General features: G+C 42.8%; 12 protein-coding genes. 3 read left to right on the top strand and 9 right to left on the bottom strand.

Annotated features, from left to right (window positions below; translation table 11 throughout):
* Nucleotides 1-7: 7 nt before the first annotated feature.
* The 5 genes from C0213_01360 to C0213_01340 all read right to left on the bottom strand — a co-directional run bounded on the left by C0213_01360 (nucleotide 8) and on the right by C0213_01340 (nucleotide 6,549).
* Nucleotides 8-1,549, bottom strand: coding sequence for a UDP-N-acetylmuramoyl-L-alanyl-D-glutamate--2,6-diaminopimelate ligase (locus tag C0213_01360; GenBank protein AUX11147.1), 1,542 nt, complete (start codon nucleotides 1,547-1,549; stop codon nucleotides 8-10).
* A gap of 149 nt (nucleotides 1,550-1,698) precedes the next feature.
* On the bottom strand, nucleotides 1,699-2,985 hold the full coding sequence (locus C0213_01355; protein AUX11146.1) for a D-alanyl-D-alanine carboxypeptidase: 1,287 nt from the start codon (nucleotides 2,983-2,985) through the stop codon (nucleotides 1,699-1,701).
* Between the two features lie 38 nt (nucleotides 2,986-3,023).
* On the bottom strand, nucleotides 3,024-4,223 hold the full coding sequence (locus tag C0213_01350; GenBank protein AUX11145.1) for a two-component sensor histidine kinase: 1,200 nt from the start codon (nucleotides 4,221-4,223) through the stop codon (nucleotides 3,024-3,026).
* Entirely contained in the window at nucleotides 4,223-4,909 is a 687-nt protein-coding gene (locus C0213_01345) for a DNA-binding response regulator (GenBank protein AUX11144.1), read from the bottom strand. The genes C0213_01350 and C0213_01345 overlap by 1 nt, the downstream gene beginning before the upstream one ends.
* A gap of 158 nt (nucleotides 4,910-5,067) precedes the next feature.
* On the bottom strand, nucleotides 5,068-6,549 hold the full coding sequence (locus C0213_01340) for an IMP dehydrogenase (GenBank protein AUX11143.1): 1,482 nt from the start codon (nucleotides 6,547-6,549) through the stop codon (nucleotides 5,068-5,070).
* A gap of 248 nt (nucleotides 6,550-6,797) precedes the next feature.
* On the opposite strand from C0213_01340, the gene C0213_01335 reads away from it, so the two are divergent.
* Both C0213_01335 and C0213_01330 read left to right on the top strand, forming a co-directional pair.
* Entirely contained in the window at nucleotides 6,798-7,595 is a 798-nt protein-coding gene (locus C0213_01335; GenBank protein AUX11142.1) for a protein-tyrosine-phosphatase, read from the top strand.
* A 567-nt stretch (nucleotides 7,596-8,162) separates the two neighbouring features.
* Nucleotides 8,163-10,211, top strand: coding sequence for a hypothetical protein (locus tag C0213_01330; protein AUX11141.1), 2,049 nt, complete (start codon nucleotides 8,163-8,165; stop codon nucleotides 10,209-10,211).
* A 195-nt stretch (nucleotides 10,212-10,406) separates the two neighbouring features.
* Here C0213_01330 and C0213_01325 read toward each other — a convergent pair whose 3' ends face one another.
* Nucleotides 10,407-12,200, bottom strand: coding sequence for a multidrug ABC transporter permease (locus C0213_01325; GenBank protein AUX11140.1), 1,794 nt, complete (start codon nucleotides 12,198-12,200; stop codon nucleotides 10,407-10,409).
* Between the two features lie 3 nt (nucleotides 12,201-12,203).
* On the bottom strand, nucleotides 12,204-13,916 hold the full coding sequence (locus tag C0213_01320) for a multidrug ABC transporter ATP-binding protein (GenBank protein ID AUX11139.1): 1,713 nt from the start codon (nucleotides 13,914-13,916) through the stop codon (nucleotides 12,204-12,206).
* 142 nt (nucleotides 13,917-14,058) lie between these two features.
* Here C0213_01320 and C0213_01315 point away from each other — a divergent pair, with 142 nt between their 5' ends.
* Entirely contained in the window at nucleotides 14,059-14,730 is a 672-nt protein-coding gene (locus tag C0213_01315) for a hypothetical protein (GenBank protein AUX11138.1), read from the top strand.
* A gap of 52 nt (nucleotides 14,731-14,782) precedes the next feature.
* On the opposite strand, the gene C0213_01310 is transcribed toward C0213_01315, so the two are convergent.
* Nucleotides 14,783-15,958 carry a Bcr/CflA family drug resistance efflux transporter gene (locus tag C0213_01310; GenBank protein AUX11137.1) on the bottom strand — a complete coding sequence of 392 codons (1,176 nt, stop codon included), beginning with the start codon at nucleotides 15,956-15,958 and terminating at the stop codon, nucleotides 14,783-14,785.
* Nucleotides 15,959-16,371: 413 nt separating this feature from the next.
* Nucleotides 16,372-16,641, bottom strand: coding sequence for a 30S ribosomal protein S14 (locus C0213_01305; GenBank protein AUX11136.1), 270 nt, complete (start codon nucleotides 16,639-16,641; stop codon nucleotides 16,372-16,374).
* Nucleotides 16,642-16,708: the final 67 nt, after the last annotated feature.

Genomic DNA, 16,708 nt, shown 5'->3' with positions numbered 1-16,708 from the left:
TCTTTTTTTAGCTTAATTGTTGTGCTACTTGTTTGGCAATTACCATATCAGTTGGATAAGGTGTATCAACCCCTCGTACCTTCTGATAGGCGTCCGCTCCTTTAGCAGCCAACACAACAATGTCCCCCGGTTGACTTTCTTCGATAGCTTGTTTAATCGCTGTTGCGCGATCGATTTCAACCGTCGTGGCAACCTTATCTTGATCGATACCGGCTAAAATTTCTGCCGCAATAGCCGCGGGATCTTCATAACCCGGATCATCGGTCGTTAAAATCGCACGATCTGCATATTCGTTTAAGACTTGCGCAAAACCAGCTCGTCTTGAAACGCCCTTATCGCCAGGGCTTCCAACAACCACTAGTAACTTAGGTTGATTATATTCCTTTTGGAGGAAGCTCAATAAAGCTTTCATGCTAGCGTAATTGTGGGCATAGTCCACATAAACTTGACCATGACCTTCAACCGCTAGGGTTTCCATTCGGCCTGGAATCTGCAAACGACGGATACCTTGTTGGGCAGCGATTAAATCGGCACCCCCTAAGGCGGCACCAATAATGGCCGCCGTCGCATTACTTTCATTGAAATCACCAATCAAACGTAATTGGTAATCTCCAGAAACACCTAATTGAATCGCCTTTTTAGAAACAGCGGTCACTTTAAAGCGGCTTTGTGCTAAGGTCATCGCTTGATTTTCAAAACGGAAATCAATATCCACTGGTTGCGCTGGTTGATAACTCGTATCTGCAAATAAGTAAATATTTTCTGGTTCAGTTGTCGTTGTCGCTGCAGCGTATACATCCCCGAAATTTTGGGTTTGCGCGTTAATCACACAGTGCCGTGAATTAACGAGTAATTGCAATTTACAGTGTAAGTAATCTTCAAAGTTAGGATGTTCATTAGGACCCACATGATCCGGTGAAATATTCAAGAAGAAGCCAACATCAAACGTTAACCCGTAAACTCGATTTTTCTTATAGGCCTGTGATGAGACTTCCATTACCAAGTGTGTCATGCCATTTTCAACAGCTTGGCGCATATCGTGGAATAAATCCAAACTTTCAGGTGTCGTCAAATCTGATTTAAAGCGGTCCGCTGGTTTAGGTCCCAGTATTCGATCGATTGTTGAAAAGAGGGCTGTTTTTTGGTTAGTGGCATCTTGTAAGATTGATTGCGTGAAATAAGAAGCCGTCGTCTTCCCCTTAGTCCCCGTATAAGCCACGATGAAGAGGTCGTCTTGTGGGTAATCATAAAAGGCAGCCGATAAAACAGCCATTGCGTTTTGCACATTTGTCACAATTAACGCGTTCATCCCGTTACCTTCAACAATGGGTTGTTCTGCAACGTAAGTAACCGCGCCGGCTTCTTTAGCGTTCGTTAAGAACACCGGGCGGAAATTTCCCTTACAGAAAAAGAGGGAATCTGCTGTTACCTTGCGTGAATCATAGGCAATCCCGGTCATATTCAAGTTTGAATCCCCATTGAGGGCTACACTTTTTAGTAAATGATGCTCTTTTAAAATTAATGTACATGCATCCAATGTTAAAGCCATTTTCGTCCTCCTAGACTCATTATGAATTGGTTTAATTATAGCATATTCAAGCTTAAACCGATTGAATAATGCTGATAAATCGGCGTTATTATCACTAAAAAAAGAATGCTTAAACGATTGATTCTCGTTTAAGCATTCTTATCATTTAATTAAAATAAGTCAGCGAAAAATTCACCAATACCATCACCAATTAAGACAAAGACGTTCGCTTTAGGATCAGCTGTCTTGGTTTGTAATGAATATTGCGGTGTTGTCCCTAGATACCGGTTCGTTACGCCCGCAATCTTTGGTGTCACTTTACCGATGACGGCCGCCTTCTTAACAGGCGCTGTTAGTTGACGCTTTTGACCACCTTGAACCACTTGATACTCCCAATCAATATTAGCAACTTGGGTGCCTTTAGGAACCCACATGGCAATTGCTTGCGGTGTTTCAAGCGCGACAGTCTTCGTCCGACCATACTTCACATCAGCCGTTGCAAAAGGTTTGATGGTTGCCCCTTTTTTGACGAGTTGCGTCTGTTGCCAGTTATCAAAAACATATTGCATCACTTTATTGGTTTCAACAAAGCGACGCCCTTTGTCACTACCATTAGCGTGCATTACAACGGTTAAAATCCGGTGGCCATCTTTAGTGGCCGTCCCGGTAAAACAATCGCCAGCTTTATCCGTTGTCCCGGTCTTCAAACCGTCGACCACGTAATCTTTAGGCGCGTTATTTTGGCCTGGTAACATTAAGTTCCAAGTAGCCATCTTCGTCTCATCAATCGTCTTAGGGCCAAACGTAAAGGCCGTTTGCTTCGTTGTTGCTAGCACTTCAGGGAAAGTCTTCAATAAGTGTTGGGCCACGATTGCAACTTCAGAAGCACTCATTTCATTTTCCGCATCGGCAGCACTACCAGGATACGTGTCCCCTTTTAAATACTGATTATTCAAACCAGAAACGGAATACAACTTAGCATCCTTAATGCCCCATTGACTAACTTGTTGGCGCATCAGATCAACGAAGTTCTTTTGAGAACCAGCGACTAGATTGGCCAACATCATTGCCGCATCGTTTGCTGAAGCAATCAACATTGCTTGGTATAGTTCGCGAACGCTATACGCCTTATCCGCTTGAAGGGGGACATTTGTTAATTCTTTGTCCTGACTCAGCTTATAAATGGCAGCGTCTGGCTTAGTGGTTTGATCCCACTTCAACTTACCTTGTTTGATTTGATCTAAGACGATATAGGCGGTGATCATCTTGGTCATCGATGCAATCGGTAAGACTTGGTCAGCATTTTTTTCATACAAGACCTGTCCTGATTGGGGGTCGATTGCAATTGCGGCGCTAGCGTCAACTTGTGGTGCGCTAGTGGCCGTAGCCGCTTGAACACCTTGTTGCGTGACACTTGTCGCAACAGCCACTGGTGTCACTAATAAAAGGCCAGTCATTAAAACCTGTAATATTCTTTTAAACACAATGCTACTCCTTAACTGTTTTTAGCGGCGCCATTTTGCGGTTCAATCTGACGTCCTAGTTTTAAAGGTAAGTGTATCACAAAACTAGTCAGTTCTGGGGTGGAATCTGCATAAATATACCCACCGTGCAAGGCAACAATACTTTGCGTAATTGCTAAACCGAGCCCCGTGCCACCGGTTTCTTGTGAACGTGATGCTTCCACACGATAAAAGCGATCAAATAGTTGATTTAATGAGTCGCTTGGAATTTGTTGACCATCATTAGAGACTTTAATGATCGCCTCTTGACCGACTTTTTCGGCGGATAAAATAATTTGCTTACCGCCTTTACCATACTTCAGCGCGTTAGCAATCAAATTATTGAAAACTCGACCCAACTTTTCAGTATCAGCTTCCATCATTAATGGTGTTGGCTGACACTTAACAGTGATTTGCATATTTTTCTTTTGTGCTTCTAATTCAAAGCTAGCGGCTAGTTGTTCTAGCATTTGCTCCATGTCAAAAGTCGTTTTAGCAATCGGTGTTGAGGTTTGCCGAACCTTTGTATACTCGAATAAATCTTCAACTAAGACCTTCATTTGTTGGGCCTTCACATAGGCTGTATGTGTGTACTTGGTCAATTCATCCTTGGTTTGATACTGATTATCTTCAATTAAACCTAGATAACCAATAATCGATGTCAATGGTGTGCGTAAATCATGACTGACGTTGGTGATCAGTTCATCTTTGCTCTTTTCAATTTTACGTTCTTCTTCCATTGAGCGGACGGTGCTATCAACTAGCGTATTGACACTGTCGATCACGCGTTGCAAATCGCGATTAACCCGCAAGTTGATCCGGTGCTCTAGATGTCCGTCAGCGATGTAGTGCAGTTCGCCAATGACGTGCCACATCTGCATTTGATGATAACGCCGAATTAAGCGCCAATAGACTACTAACACATCCGCAATCCCCATCAAAATTACAAACCAGTTTTGCCAACTCCAGATATGCCAACCATTAGGGCCAATCGCAATCGCATTTTTAATCATCCAAACGCCCCCGCGCAATTGTGGATTATTAAGGATTGCTTGTTGGAGTAAGACCATAATTGATAAATTTAACAACAATAAAAGGATCACCGTAATGATCCCCTCAGCAAACAGCTCACTCTTTTCTTTGGCCGTGAGTTGTACTTTTTTAAAATCTTGTCCGACTTGATATTCGTTCATTAGACCTCGACCTTATATCCGACACCCCAGACGGTTTCAATCACTTTTTCCCCGTCAGTTGCTTCTTCGATTTTATCCCGTAAATGACTGACATGGACCATTACGGTTTTAGCTGACACAATACTTTCTTGCTTCCAAACCCGTTCAAAAATATCATCCGCTGAAAAAACCCGGTTGGGATGACTCGCTAAGAGATATAAAATTCCGAATTCAAGTGCCGTTAATTGGATTTGTTTACCCGCAATCGTTGTTACCTCATGCGAATCGCGCTTAATCACAAGTGGCCCCACTTCTAGAATATCCGGGACTTCGTTTGTGACTTGTTGTTGGCTACGGCGCAATAATGATTTTACCCGGGCCATCACTTCAAGCGGATTAAAGGGTTTTGACACATAATCATCCGCACCTGTGATGAGACCTTGGATTTTATCCATATCCGTTGTCTTGGCAGAAACCACCAAAATTGGGACTTGTGAATCCTTACGGACCGCTTTAATGACTTCAATCCCGCTCATATTGGGCATCATAATATCTAAAATCATTAAATCAATGCCTGGGTTAGTGGCAATTTTAGTCAAAGCTTCCTTGCCGGTAAAAGCTTGAATAGGTTCATAACCTTCATTTTTGACATAAATACTGAGTAGTTCAACAATTTCTTTATCATCATCAACAATTAGAATTTTCATATTAATTACCTCATTTAATTTAAACACGTTTGAGTGATTCGCTATTATTGTAACAAAGAATCAGTTAGGTAAGGGTAAAGAATTCTTTAAATCCGCCCATAAAAAAGACGCCGGCGACAAAATTAAATTTGCCCCAGCGCCTTCATTTTAACATAGGTTTATCTTGCTGAATAATTAGGTGCTTCTTTTGTAATTTGAACATCATGTGGATGTGATTCTGTTAAACCAGCGTTTGAGATTTGAACAAATTGGGCATTATCCTGTAAATCACGGAGGTTAGCAGCCCCAACATAGCCCATCCCTGAACGTAAACCACCAAGTAATTGGTAGATCACATCGCCAAGTGCACCTTTGGCAGCCACGCGACCTTCGATTCCTTCTGGGACTAACTTGTTTGCTTCATTCACCCCACTTTGGAAGTAACGATCTGATGAACCGTGTGACATGGCAGCTAAACTACCCATGCCACGATAAGTCTTGAAACGACGCCCTTGATAAATTTCAAATTCACCAGGTGCTTCGTCAGTACCGGCTAACATGCTACCGAGCATCACCGCATTGCCACCAGCTGCAAGAGCTTTAACAATATCACCTGAATACTTAATCCCACCATCGGCGATGATTGTCTTACCATATTCACGCGCAACACTAGCAGCATCATAGATAGCTGTTAATTGTGGGACACCAACGCCGGCGACAATCCGAGTTGTACAGATTGAACCCGGGCCAATCCCAACTTTAACCACATCCACACCAGCATCATATAAGGCTTTTGTGCCTTCGGCAGTTGCGACGTTCCCGGCAATCAAGGTTGCTTCTGGGAAACGGTCCCGGATTTCAGCAATTTTACGTAAAACACCAGCTGAATGGCCATGCGCTGTATCAATGATAATAGCATCCGCACCAGCTTTTAATAACGCTTCTGCCCGATCAAACGTATCACTTGTGACCCCGACAGCAGCAGCCACTAATAGGCGACCATATTGGTCCTTAGCGGCCTTAGGGAATTCTTGTACTTTTTCAATATCTTTAATCGTGATTAAGCCGGCTAAACGACCATCTTCACCGACTAAAGGTAATTTTTCAATTCTATTTTGTTGGAGGATTTGTTCAGCTTCTTCTAAAGAAGTACCCACAGGTGCTGTTACAAGCGCTTCGTGCGTCATGACGGTTCCGATTTCAGCAGAGAAGTCAGAGATAAAACGCAAATCACGGTTCGTAATAATCCCAACTAACTTCAGATCATCGAGATTTGAAACGATTGGGACACCACTAATGCGGTATTTGCGCATCAAATCTTCAGCAGCACTGACGGGTTTGTCCGCTGTTAAATAAAACGGATCAATAATAACGCCGTTTTCTGAACGTTTAACCTTCAATACTTCATCTGCTTGGCGTTCGATACTCATATTCTTATGAATAACCCCTAAACCACCTTGACGCGCCATAGCAATCGCCATTGGTGCTTCCGTAACGGTATCCATGCTGGCACTCATAATCGGTGTGTTCAACTTGATATTCTTGGCAAGTTGCACTCCTAGATCCACCTCATTTGGTAAAACGTGGCTTTCCGCTGGTACTAATAAGACATCATCGAACGTAAACCCTTTTTTTGTAAATTTTGATTCCCATGCAGACATAATCTTCCTCCATTCGTGAACTTAATCGGCCATCAGTCTACTAAATGTTCGTATTAACCATCAAGATTAACTGATTTAAAATTTGATAAAATATTAGCAGATTTTTCAGTAAAGGTCAATGGACTCTTACTAAAAACTTATTTTCGCGTCCATAGCCTCTAAACAAATTCCGAACATTTAAAATAAGGGTGCATGTCATCAATCTTCGTTATACAATAGAAGTAACTTATTACAAAGGATGGATTGGCATGCAAGAACAACAACGGGTTTTAAATTTAACGCGCAGTTATAATCTCCGCGAATTAGGTGGTTATCCAACCGTTGACGGCAAGACCGTTAAATGGCACAAATTACTGCGCTCTGGTAGTTTAAACGCACTGACCGCAACAGATATCGAAGACCTCCTAAATTACGGCGTTGCTTACGATGTTGATTTCCGTTCCCGGCACGAAATTAAGGTTGCACCAGATCCATTTGATGATAGCCAACTCACTTACCACCGTCTTTCGGTATTTCCGTTCACGGACCAAGCAGACGCCCCAAAAAAACCAGCTAAAAAGGGATTATTTCATCTTTTTAGTAAAAAAGAACCTGCTACACCCGAACGTTCAAGTATGGACCGAATGTACGAACAATTAGTCACAGACTCGCACGCACAAGCCGCTTACCGCGATCTATTTACCGTATTATTGAATAATCATGATAACGACGGCGCGGTCCTTTATCACTGCTCAGCCGGCAAAGATCGGACTGGGATTGCTACTATGCTCATTCTCAGCGCATTAGGCGTCGACTGGGCAACCATTGCGGACGATTTCGTCCTTTCAAACGAAGTCTTAGGTTTAACCACAACGGCCCCTACTCGCATTAGTAGCAACGACGCCCAAGTCGCCGCAATGAATGGTAAAAGTGTTTCAAAAGCCAACCTCGAACTCGTCAGAGAAACAATTGAACAACATTACGGCAATATGGACAATTACTTAGCCCAAGCAATGGCCCTCAAACCAGCAGAAATAGCACAATTAAAGAACGACTACTTAGAATAGCGTGTCCCTTGCAAGTGTTTAGATTTTGAGCATTTGCCTAGGCCAATAAATAAGCGACGCAGTCGATTATTTGCGGGACGTAGCAAAGCGCAAAAATCTACTTGCAATGGCACGTTTCAAATCAGAGTGCCCCAGCAACCGGGTTGATTCCGAGGATTAGCATAGGTAGGCAACAACCGATGCAATCGGTTGTTTGACTAACGACGCTAAACGTAAGAATCAGGTTGATATGGCACGTTTTAGATAGAGTGCCCCTTGAAGCTTGATCAGATTTTGAGCATTAACATAGAGTGGAGAATTAACGATGTAATCGCTAGTTTGACAATCGTCGTTAAGCGCAGAAATCTAGCTTCAATGGCACGTTTCAGCTAGAGTACTCCCTTTCAAAGAGACACCAAAAGAGGTGCGCCCAAAATTAATTTTGGGCGCACCTCTTTTTACCGTTTTTAGAGCAATTACTGCTCTTCCATATGTTAATTATGCGCGCTTTTTGATGTGATTACAAGACTGTTCTTTTCATATTGGGCTTGCTACACTAGGTAAACAACTTTGTAAGGGGCTGATCGTATGACAACCGATTTTGAACAAGAACAAACCCACCTAACCACAATTTATCAACAACTAACAGCCACTTTAGCAGCCATCAACGATGCTCAATCGCAGAATCATCAGGCTGGCAACACTATTAAAGCTCAGATTACCGGCGAAGCTAAACTCAATTTTGATTCATATGCCGATAACCTCGACACCTTTGCCGTTCTAGAAACCATCAATAAAGAAATCGATATGCTCAACCTCAAAACTGATTCATTGCTCGCTAGGAAAGACGAAACGTTACGCCTCTTAGAACAACCTTATTTTGCCAAAATTGCGCTGACCTTCCCGGAAGACCCCGACACTGAGGCTTTTTACCTCGGTTCAGCTAGTTATACCAATCAAGATGGCGAACCCGTTATTTTTGATTGGCGTTCACCAATCGCTGATGTTTATTATCAACAGACATTCGGCCCTACCAGCTATCAAGCTAACGGCCGCCAAATCCCGGTAACTTTAAAACAACGGCGCCAATTTCAAATTCAAGCTGACCAATTAATTGATTTTTTTGATACCCAGATTGCGATTGAAGACCCGCTATTATTAGCAACGTTAAAAGAAGCTAAAACAACCCAAATGAGTGCCATTACCGCAACGATTCAAAAAGAACAAAACGCGATTATTCGCCAACAAACGACTGACCATCTCCTAATCGATGGTATTGCCGGTAGTGGTAAAACGTCCGTTATTTTTCAACGAATTGCCTATCTCCTCTACCGGCAACGCAAGGAACTAGCGCTCAACGAAGTTTTGATGATTTCGCCTAACCGCTTGTTCCAAGACTATATCGCTCAAGTTTTACCCGATCTTGGCGAACAAACACCGGTCAACCTCACTTTGCAACAACTATTAGCGCAGTTGCTGCCAGAAGAGTTGGTAAATCTTCCCATTGCAGCACAACCGGCTACCTTAGCAATTGACCAACTAACATTGCAGACAAGCGACTTCCAGTCATTAAATAGCGGGTTACCCTTCACCATTGACGCCGCGACTAGTTATCAATTTTTCTTGAAGACGCCGGTGGATGCACCGTTAGACAAACGCATCCAAGCCACCCAGCAACAACTCACAAGTTATCTACAGGAACAATTAATGGCAATTGCCAAAGCTTCCACGACTTTAACACGTTTAGAAAGTTTAACGGAAACCGAACAGCAGCAAACCTTCGGACGCTTAATTCGCGAGGACGAACCATTAGCACCGCTCGCTTTAAAAATGGTTCGTTATGATTACCAAGCTTTATCTGAGCAATTACACGACTATCAATGGTTGGCCTTTGAACAAATTATTGCGCGCCAATCAACTATGGATGCCGTGATTGCAGCACAAGTTTACAGTTATTTAACGCAGCGTATTTTTCCCAAAGTTAAACAGGTCTTTATCGACGAAGTACAAGACTATCACGCTAGCACCTTGCACCTTTTTAAACAGCTTTTCCCCAAGGCGCAATTCACCGTCTTCGGCGATCAACATCAAAGTATCATCCCTCATAAAATTCAATTCAGTAAATTGCCCGCGATTTTTCCTAATCTCCAAACCCAAACATTACGGACGAGTTATCGCTCATCCGGGGCGATTACCGCGTTATTCAGTCAGCTATTTCCTGATTTATCCGATGTTCACGCGGTCCAACCGCACGGTGTTCAACCAACGTATCTGAGCGCGACTAATGATACCGACTACCTGGCACAAATCCAAGCGCAAATCGAGCAACTGCCCGCTGACCAAACATTAGCGATTATTACCCCTGCCGGTCAGTTTGATGAGCGCCTGTTAAAGTTAAAAGATGTCCACCACTTATCCACAGAAACAACCACCCTCCCCGAAAGTGGGGCCCTCACATTACCATTAACACTCGCTAAAGGCTTGGAATTTGATAACGTCTTGCTGTATGACTTAAGCAATGACTACTACACTGACCCAGCAGTGGGGCGTAACCGCCTCTACACAGCTATTTCAAGAGCGACCCATCGCTTAACGCTCAGTGCGCTTGGCAAGTTACCGCATGCCTTAAATGCATAATCAAAAATCCCGGTTCAGCCGTTTTATATTGGCTGAACCGGGATTTTTTTGAGGCTTGAAACGTACTGCCTACAATATTTAAACGTGCGCCACCGAGCATATTTCTGCGGCTAGCTACGTCCAGCAAATGACCAACACATTGGTCATTCACCAGACTAGGCTAGTCCTCAAAATATAACCGCCCGCTGTCACACTCTATTCAAATACAAATTGATTGTTATACAATTCTGCGTAGAAACCTTCTTGTGCTAGTAGTTCTTGGTGATTGCCTTCTTCGATAATTTGGCCATCTTTTAAAACGATAATTCGATCCGCATTTAAGATGGTTTTCAAGCGATGGGCAATCACAAAACTGGTCCGGCCCTGAATCACATTTTCCATCGCTTTTTGGATATGACTTTCAGTCACCGTATCGACGTTACTTGTTGCTTCATCTAGAATCAAGAGCGCTGGATCCGTGATAATCGTCCGCGCAATACTGATCAATTGTTTTTGACCGGTACTAAAGATGTTGTCTTCTTCGCTAACCTTCGTTTGATAGCCATCTTCCAACGTCATAATGAAGTCATGAATATGGGCTTGTTGTGCCGCTGCAATCACTTCATCATCAGTCGCATCTGGTTTCCCAAAGACAATATTGTCGCGAATCGTCCCTGTGAATAAAACTGATTCTTGGAGGACAATCCCTACATGTGCGCGTAACGTATCCAAATCCATATCGCGGATATCAACGCCATCAATCTTAACGGTGCCTTGATCCACATCATAGAAGCGGTTCATTAAGTTCATGACCGTCGTTTTCCCAGAGCCAGTTGGCCCAACCAACGCAATCATTTGCCCTTTATCAACCTCAATATTCACATCGTGCAGGATTTGTTTGCCTGGTAAATAACTAAAATCAACGTGTTCCATCGTTACTGACCGTTCAATCCCATTGAATTGTTGCCCATTCGTTGGGCGAATTTCATCATCTTCATCAAAGACTTCATTGACCCGGCGTGCACCGGTAATTGCCAATTGAATCATGCTGTAACTTGATGAGAGTTGCGCAATTTGATTATAGAATTGTTGTGAATATTGTACAAAAGTCACCACTAACCCTAAAGCAACGGATTTTTTGATATCCCCGTTGACCGCTAACCAGCTCCCAAAGAAAATCACAATCGCTGTATTGACTAGTGACATCCCTTGCATCAATGGGAAAATCATCCCTGAATAAATTTGCCCTTTCAAGGTTGCTTTCCGGACACTTTCGTTATGCTCCACAAAGCCGTCAATTGTTTCAGCTTGTAGGCTGTTGGTAATAATCACTTTTTGCCCCGTAATTTTTTCGTTGATATAACCATTGAGCTTGCCCACTTCATCTTGTTGCACATTGACATATTTTTGCGCTTTGTTGATAATAATCCACGCTAAAATAAACGAAATTGGCACTGACGCAATTGTGACCCACGCCAATTGGGTATCTTTTCTAAACATCATAATTAACAAACCAATCAACAAGGCCGTTCCCGACACTAATTGGCTTAACACTTGGTTCATTGCGTTATAAATATTATCTAAATCACTCGTAAAACGGCTGAGGATATCGCCATCTGAATGACGATCAAAATATTTAATCTGCATCTTTTGTAATTTATTAAATAACCCAATTCGCATCCGATTGGTCGACAACGCATTGACACGTGAAAAGGCTGCGCCTGAAACGAAAGTGGCCGCTGAACTCAAGACGTAAAAAAGGACTAACGACACAATGACATCAATAAAAGCATCTTTGGAAGCACCACTGGTTGGTAAATGTTGGGCTTTTAAAACCTGAAACTTCGTGGCGTATTTAACCAGTTCATTCAATGCATCCCCAATATATTCGGGTGCCTTGACTTGTAAATAAGTGGCAAAAACGGTCATCACCAGGATCAGTGCAAAAGATGGTTTATAGCGTTTTAAATAATGGTAGAAAAAGACCATGGCACGTTTAAATTCTTTCATAATTTAGCCTCGCTTTCCCTTTTGAGTTTCGAAAATTTCACGGTAAACAGCACTGGTTTCTAACAACTCATGATGCGTCCCGACACCAACTAAGCGACCTTCATCTAAGACCAAGATTCGATCAGCGTTAACGACTGACGAAATCTTTTGCGCAATAATCAACGTGGTAGTATCGGCTAATTCGCGATCAAGGGCTTCTTTTACCAATTTTTCAGAATGAGCATCCAGCGCACTCGTACTATCATCTAAGATTAGAATCTTAGGTTGACCAATCACACCACGTGAAATTGAAAGGCGTTGTTTTTGCCCACCTGAGAAGTTGGCACTACGTTCTTCAACTGGTGCATCGTACGTATCGGCTAACTTCTCGATGAATTCTTTGGCTTGCGCAATGCCAGTCGCGCGATCCATATCAGCGTTATCAGCATCTTTTTTACCGTGCTTCAAGTTCTGGGCAATCGTGCCGGAGAAAAGAATCGCTTTTTGAAGTACGAATGACACTGAATCATGTAAGTTATGTTCATTCAATTCCTTAATCGGGACGCCACCAATGCGAATTTCACCTTGCGTTGGATCGAATAAGCGTGGAATCAATTGGGCCATCGTTGATTTACCAGCACCAGTTGCGCCGACAATCCCAATCATTTCCCCCGCATTAATTTCGAAACTAATATCGCTCAACGTATCATGATCGTCTTCTGGATAACGGAAACTAACATGATCAAAAGCCAAGGTTCCAGCTAAGTCTCGATCTGGCACATCAGGGTACACAATATCAGGCTCTGTGGCGAGAATTTCTTGGAGTCGTTTCAACGAAACCGCCCCACGAGAAGCCATCATCATCATCATGCCGCCCATAATAATCGACATCATGATTTGCATTAGATAGTTCATAAATGAGGCAATTGCGGCGATTGCTTCCGGATCTGTATCGACTAAGTTACCGACGAAATAGATTGAAGCAACAACTGCTAAGTTAGCGACCAACATAAATGAAGGAATCATCACTGAAAAAAGCATCCCGACAATTGCCGTATGTTTTTCCAATTGGTCACTGGTTTTTGAAAAGCGATTAATTTCATTATCTTCTTGAACAAAGGACTTCACAATCCGCGTGCCCATTAAATTTTCTTTAGCGAGGTTATTAATCTTATCGATTAAATTTTGAATCGCACCAAAGTGTTTCCCCATTGACCCCATTGATAAAAAGGTAATTACAAAAACGAGGACCACTAAGAGAATAATAATCCACCATAAGCTCGGAATTGAGTTCATCGCTAAAATGAAACTGCCGACAAATAGAATCGGAATCCGGACCAACGTTTGGAGAGACATCATAATCACATTTTGAATCTGGGTCATATCATTCGTTAAGCGCACCGAAAGATTCCCAACTGAGAATTTCTCGATGTTAGCAAATGAAAAAGTTTGAATCTTTCTAAAAGTCGTTTCCCGAATATCAGCGGTCATCCCTTGTGCAGTAATTGCCGATGTAATCGTATTGACCACCCCAGCAATTAAACCGACAACGGCAATCACAATAAGATAAATCCCAATTTGCATCACTTTATCTTGGTCATCTTTCATAATACCTTCCAAAACGTTTTGCAATAGTTTTGGTTGCCATAGTGAAGACGCAACAGATACGATGGTGGCTAATATAGATAGGCTAAAAACGCCTAGATATGGCTTCAAGTGCTGTTTCAATAATGACATGCGCATCCCTCTTTTTCCTTTAAGTTGATTCAACTGCCCAAATCATGTACAGTATAATCGAACAGTGTTCGAGTTAATACTTTAACAAATTTTAAAAATAATTACAATTCTTTTTTCTGAAAAATAAAGGCGGTTTATTAAGATGGTTAAACAAACAATTTCAGCAGCCCAAATTACGGCCGCTGCCTTTGAAATTATGCAAACCGGTGGCACAGTTGAACAACTCTCAATTCGTAAAATTGCAGCCAAACTACAGATTGGTGTCGCGACTTTTTACTGGCACTTTGAAAACAAACAAGCGCTCCTTCAAGCAATGGCGGACGAGATTATCGCCGGGATTCAATTCCCACCAACAACGACAACCATGCCTTGGACGGAACAAATCAAACTAATCTTCAAAACAATTTATGCGACCTACCTTGAACGGCCCTATGCAGCCGAATTAATGTTACGGACTGTCCCTGCAACCAAAATCCGCCTGAGCCTCATTAACCGCCTCTTACAAATCTTGTTAGACGCTGGCTTTACACCCGAACAAAGTAGCCTAGCGATTGAATCCATCGATCACTTTATGTCAGGCCTCTTCGCCGATATTGCGGATGAAATCGATATGAAACAGCGCGTGCGTCACCAAACTGATGCTTACCTCGCACAACTCCCGGTGAAGATGAAAACCATCGCTGCTGACAATCATTTCGACGCTTTTTTAAAAACGTTCGAACACCACCGGCAACAACAGCAACATTCCGCTGAAAAATTCATGTTGGGCTTAGATATTTTCCTCGCTGGCCTTGAACAACAACGCCATTCTTAACCATCAAAAAAGGACTTGGGACAAAATCACTTTTGTCTCAAGTCCTTTTCAATTACACTTCGTTATTTCGAATCACTAACCCATACCAAAGTGCCATGACAGCGACAATCGTTACGATATACAACGGCAATCGACTGATTGCGCCTGTATGCAACAAACTCATGCCGTAAGTCAAAGCACTGATTGCAAGGTAATAACCAAAACTAAATAGCCCACTGGCAGTGCCAATCACCGCTTCGTAACCGACTAATGCCAGGTTTAAAACGACCGGTAAAGTCGTATTTAATCCCCAAAAGACGATTAGAATTAAAATAACCATCAACAACAGCTGATCATAATAACTGGCAACTAACAATAACAGGCTCCCTATTAAAGCGAGTACTAAGCCGATTTTAGCCATCATTACCGCTCCCAACTTAGGTGCGCCGTAATTGGTGGTCATCGCGCCCAAAATACTAGCAGCCGCTAAAACAAGCCCTAACCAGCCATATTGAACCGTGCTGAGATGGAAATGGTTGATAAAGATAAACGGCGCTTCAGCATAATAACTGAATAAGATGCCGTTGATGCCGCTAATCACGGCCCCGTAAACCCAGACCTTTTTATCTGTTAATAAGCGTTTTGTCACTAACCCGACGTTAATCTGTGCTGGCACACCAGCTGGCCGCGTTTCTGGCAAGCACGCACCCGCGTATAAAATCGCGCCAACCGCCATCATGATTAACACCGAGAAAACTTGGCGATAACCAAAATAGGTTTGGACAAGACCGCCAATCAACGGGCCTAAGGCTGGTGCAAGTGCCATCGCTGCCCCAACTTTGGCAAAGACTTGCGCCCCACGCACACCGCTGAAGGATTCACGCATAATGGTTTGCGTCACCACTGAACCAACACTTGCGCCAAAAGCTTGTACCAATCTCGCTAGAATTAACCCACTAAAATGGCCAGCTAATAACAGGCCACCATTACCGAGCAGATAGACGCCGATGCCCAGCAGCATGGTTAACCGTCGACCAAGCTGATCAGATAACCAGCCCCAGAATAAAACACCAAAGGCAAAGGCCATAAAATAGGTACTCATGGTTAACTGCGCCGTTTGCGCACTGACGTGAAAGGCCCGACTAATCATTGGTAAGACGGGCGTAAAAATTGATTCGCTAATTTGTGGAAATCCCACCAACACAATCATTAATAGAATTGATGGGCTTTTTTTTGAGACGTTTTTCATTTTAAAACTCCTAATTAATTTAATCTGCTGAAAAACGTCTTTAGTCGCTTACGGTCGCACTTTGGATAAATTGTGCATAACTCATCTTCAATCCTCCTCATTTAATTTAGTTGACTTGTTAAACAATTCCTACCAATATATCAAAAAAACGTTGTGGATTCAAGACACAGAAAAAGAGGCCTCGAAGAGACCCCTTTAACGTGGTTTTCCAGCTAGGTTCCCGTGCCTAGCTTTTAACGTGCTTCCAAAGCCAACTTACGAGGATTAGCTTTTCTAGCACTTCTTTTTTTAACGTGCTTTTAATTCGCAACTTTCTGCGCTTTGCTACATCAGCCAGACAATCGCCTCTGGCGCTTATCCGTCTGATTATGCAAATACTCAAAAGCTAACCGCGAATTAACGCACTCACTTTTTTACCAGCTTGCTTTTTTGACGCCTGGGATTTGGCCTTTGTGGGCTAATTCGCGGAAATTGAGCCGGCTCATGCCGAATTTACGCATGAAACTTCTTGGTCGGCCATCAATCAAGTCCCGGTTACGTAGGCGCACTGGACTTGAATCCTTTGGTAGTTGTGCTAAAGCAGCGTAGTTCCCTTCCGCTTTTAAAGTCGCACGTAGATCCGCATATTTTGCAACTAATGCACGTTGTTTTGCTAATTTTGCAATCTTTGATTTCTTAGCCATTAAATGGCCTCCTTCTATTATATTAGTATTGTTGCTATCTCCCTTGGAAAATAGCCTGATTAGACAC

Origin of the sequence: Latilactobacillus sakei (assembly GCA_002953655.1) — a bacterium.
GTDB lineage: Bacteria > Bacillota > Bacilli > Lactobacillales > Lactobacillaceae > Latilactobacillus > Latilactobacillus sakei_A.
This window is presented reverse-complemented; position numbering and strand designations above follow the sequence as displayed.

Excerpts from the sequence above, each read along its gene's own strand:
- C0213_01360 (AUX11147.1), bottom strand. The coding sequence starts at position 1,549 with ATGGCTTTAACATTGGATGCATGTACATTAATTTTAAAAGAGCATCAT.
- C0213_01355 (AUX11146.1), bottom strand. The coding sequence starts at position 2,985 with ATGACTGGCCTTTTATTAGTGACACCAGTGGCTGTTGCGACAAGTGTC.
- C0213_01350 (AUX11145.1), bottom strand. The coding sequence starts at position 4,223 with ATGAACGAATATCAAGTCGGACAAGATTTTAAAAAAGTACAACTCACG.
- C0213_01345 (AUX11144.1), bottom strand. The coding sequence starts at position 4,909 with ATGAAAATTCTAATTGTTGATGATGATAAAGAAATTGTTGAACTACTC.
- C0213_01340 (AUX11143.1), bottom strand. The coding sequence starts at position 6,549 with ATGTCTGCATGGGAATCAAAATTTACAAAAAAAGGGTTTACGTTCGAT.
- C0213_01335 (AUX11142.1), top strand. The coding sequence starts at position 6,798 with ATGCAAGAACAACAACGGGTTTTAAATTTAACGCGCAGTTATAATCTC.
- C0213_01330 (AUX11141.1), top strand. The coding sequence starts at position 8,163 with ATGACAACCGATTTTGAACAAGAACAAACCCACCTAACCACAATTTAT.
- C0213_01325 (AUX11140.1), bottom strand. The coding sequence starts at position 12,200 with ATGAAAGAATTTAAACGTGCCATGGTCTTTTTCTACCATTATTTAAAA.
- C0213_01320 (AUX11139.1), bottom strand. The coding sequence starts at position 13,916 with ATGTCATTATTGAAACAGCACTTGAAGCCATATCTAGGCGTTTTTAGC.
- C0213_01315 (AUX11138.1), top strand. The coding sequence starts at position 14,059 with ATGGTTAAACAAACAATTTCAGCAGCCCAAATTACGGCCGCTGCCTTT.
- C0213_01310 (AUX11137.1), bottom strand. The coding sequence starts at position 15,958 with ATGAAAAACGTCTCAAAAAAAAGCCCATCAATTCTATTAATGATTGTG.
- C0213_01305 (AUX11136.1), bottom strand. The coding sequence starts at position 16,641 with ATGGCTAAGAAATCAAAGATTGCAAAATTAGCAAAACAACGTGCATTA.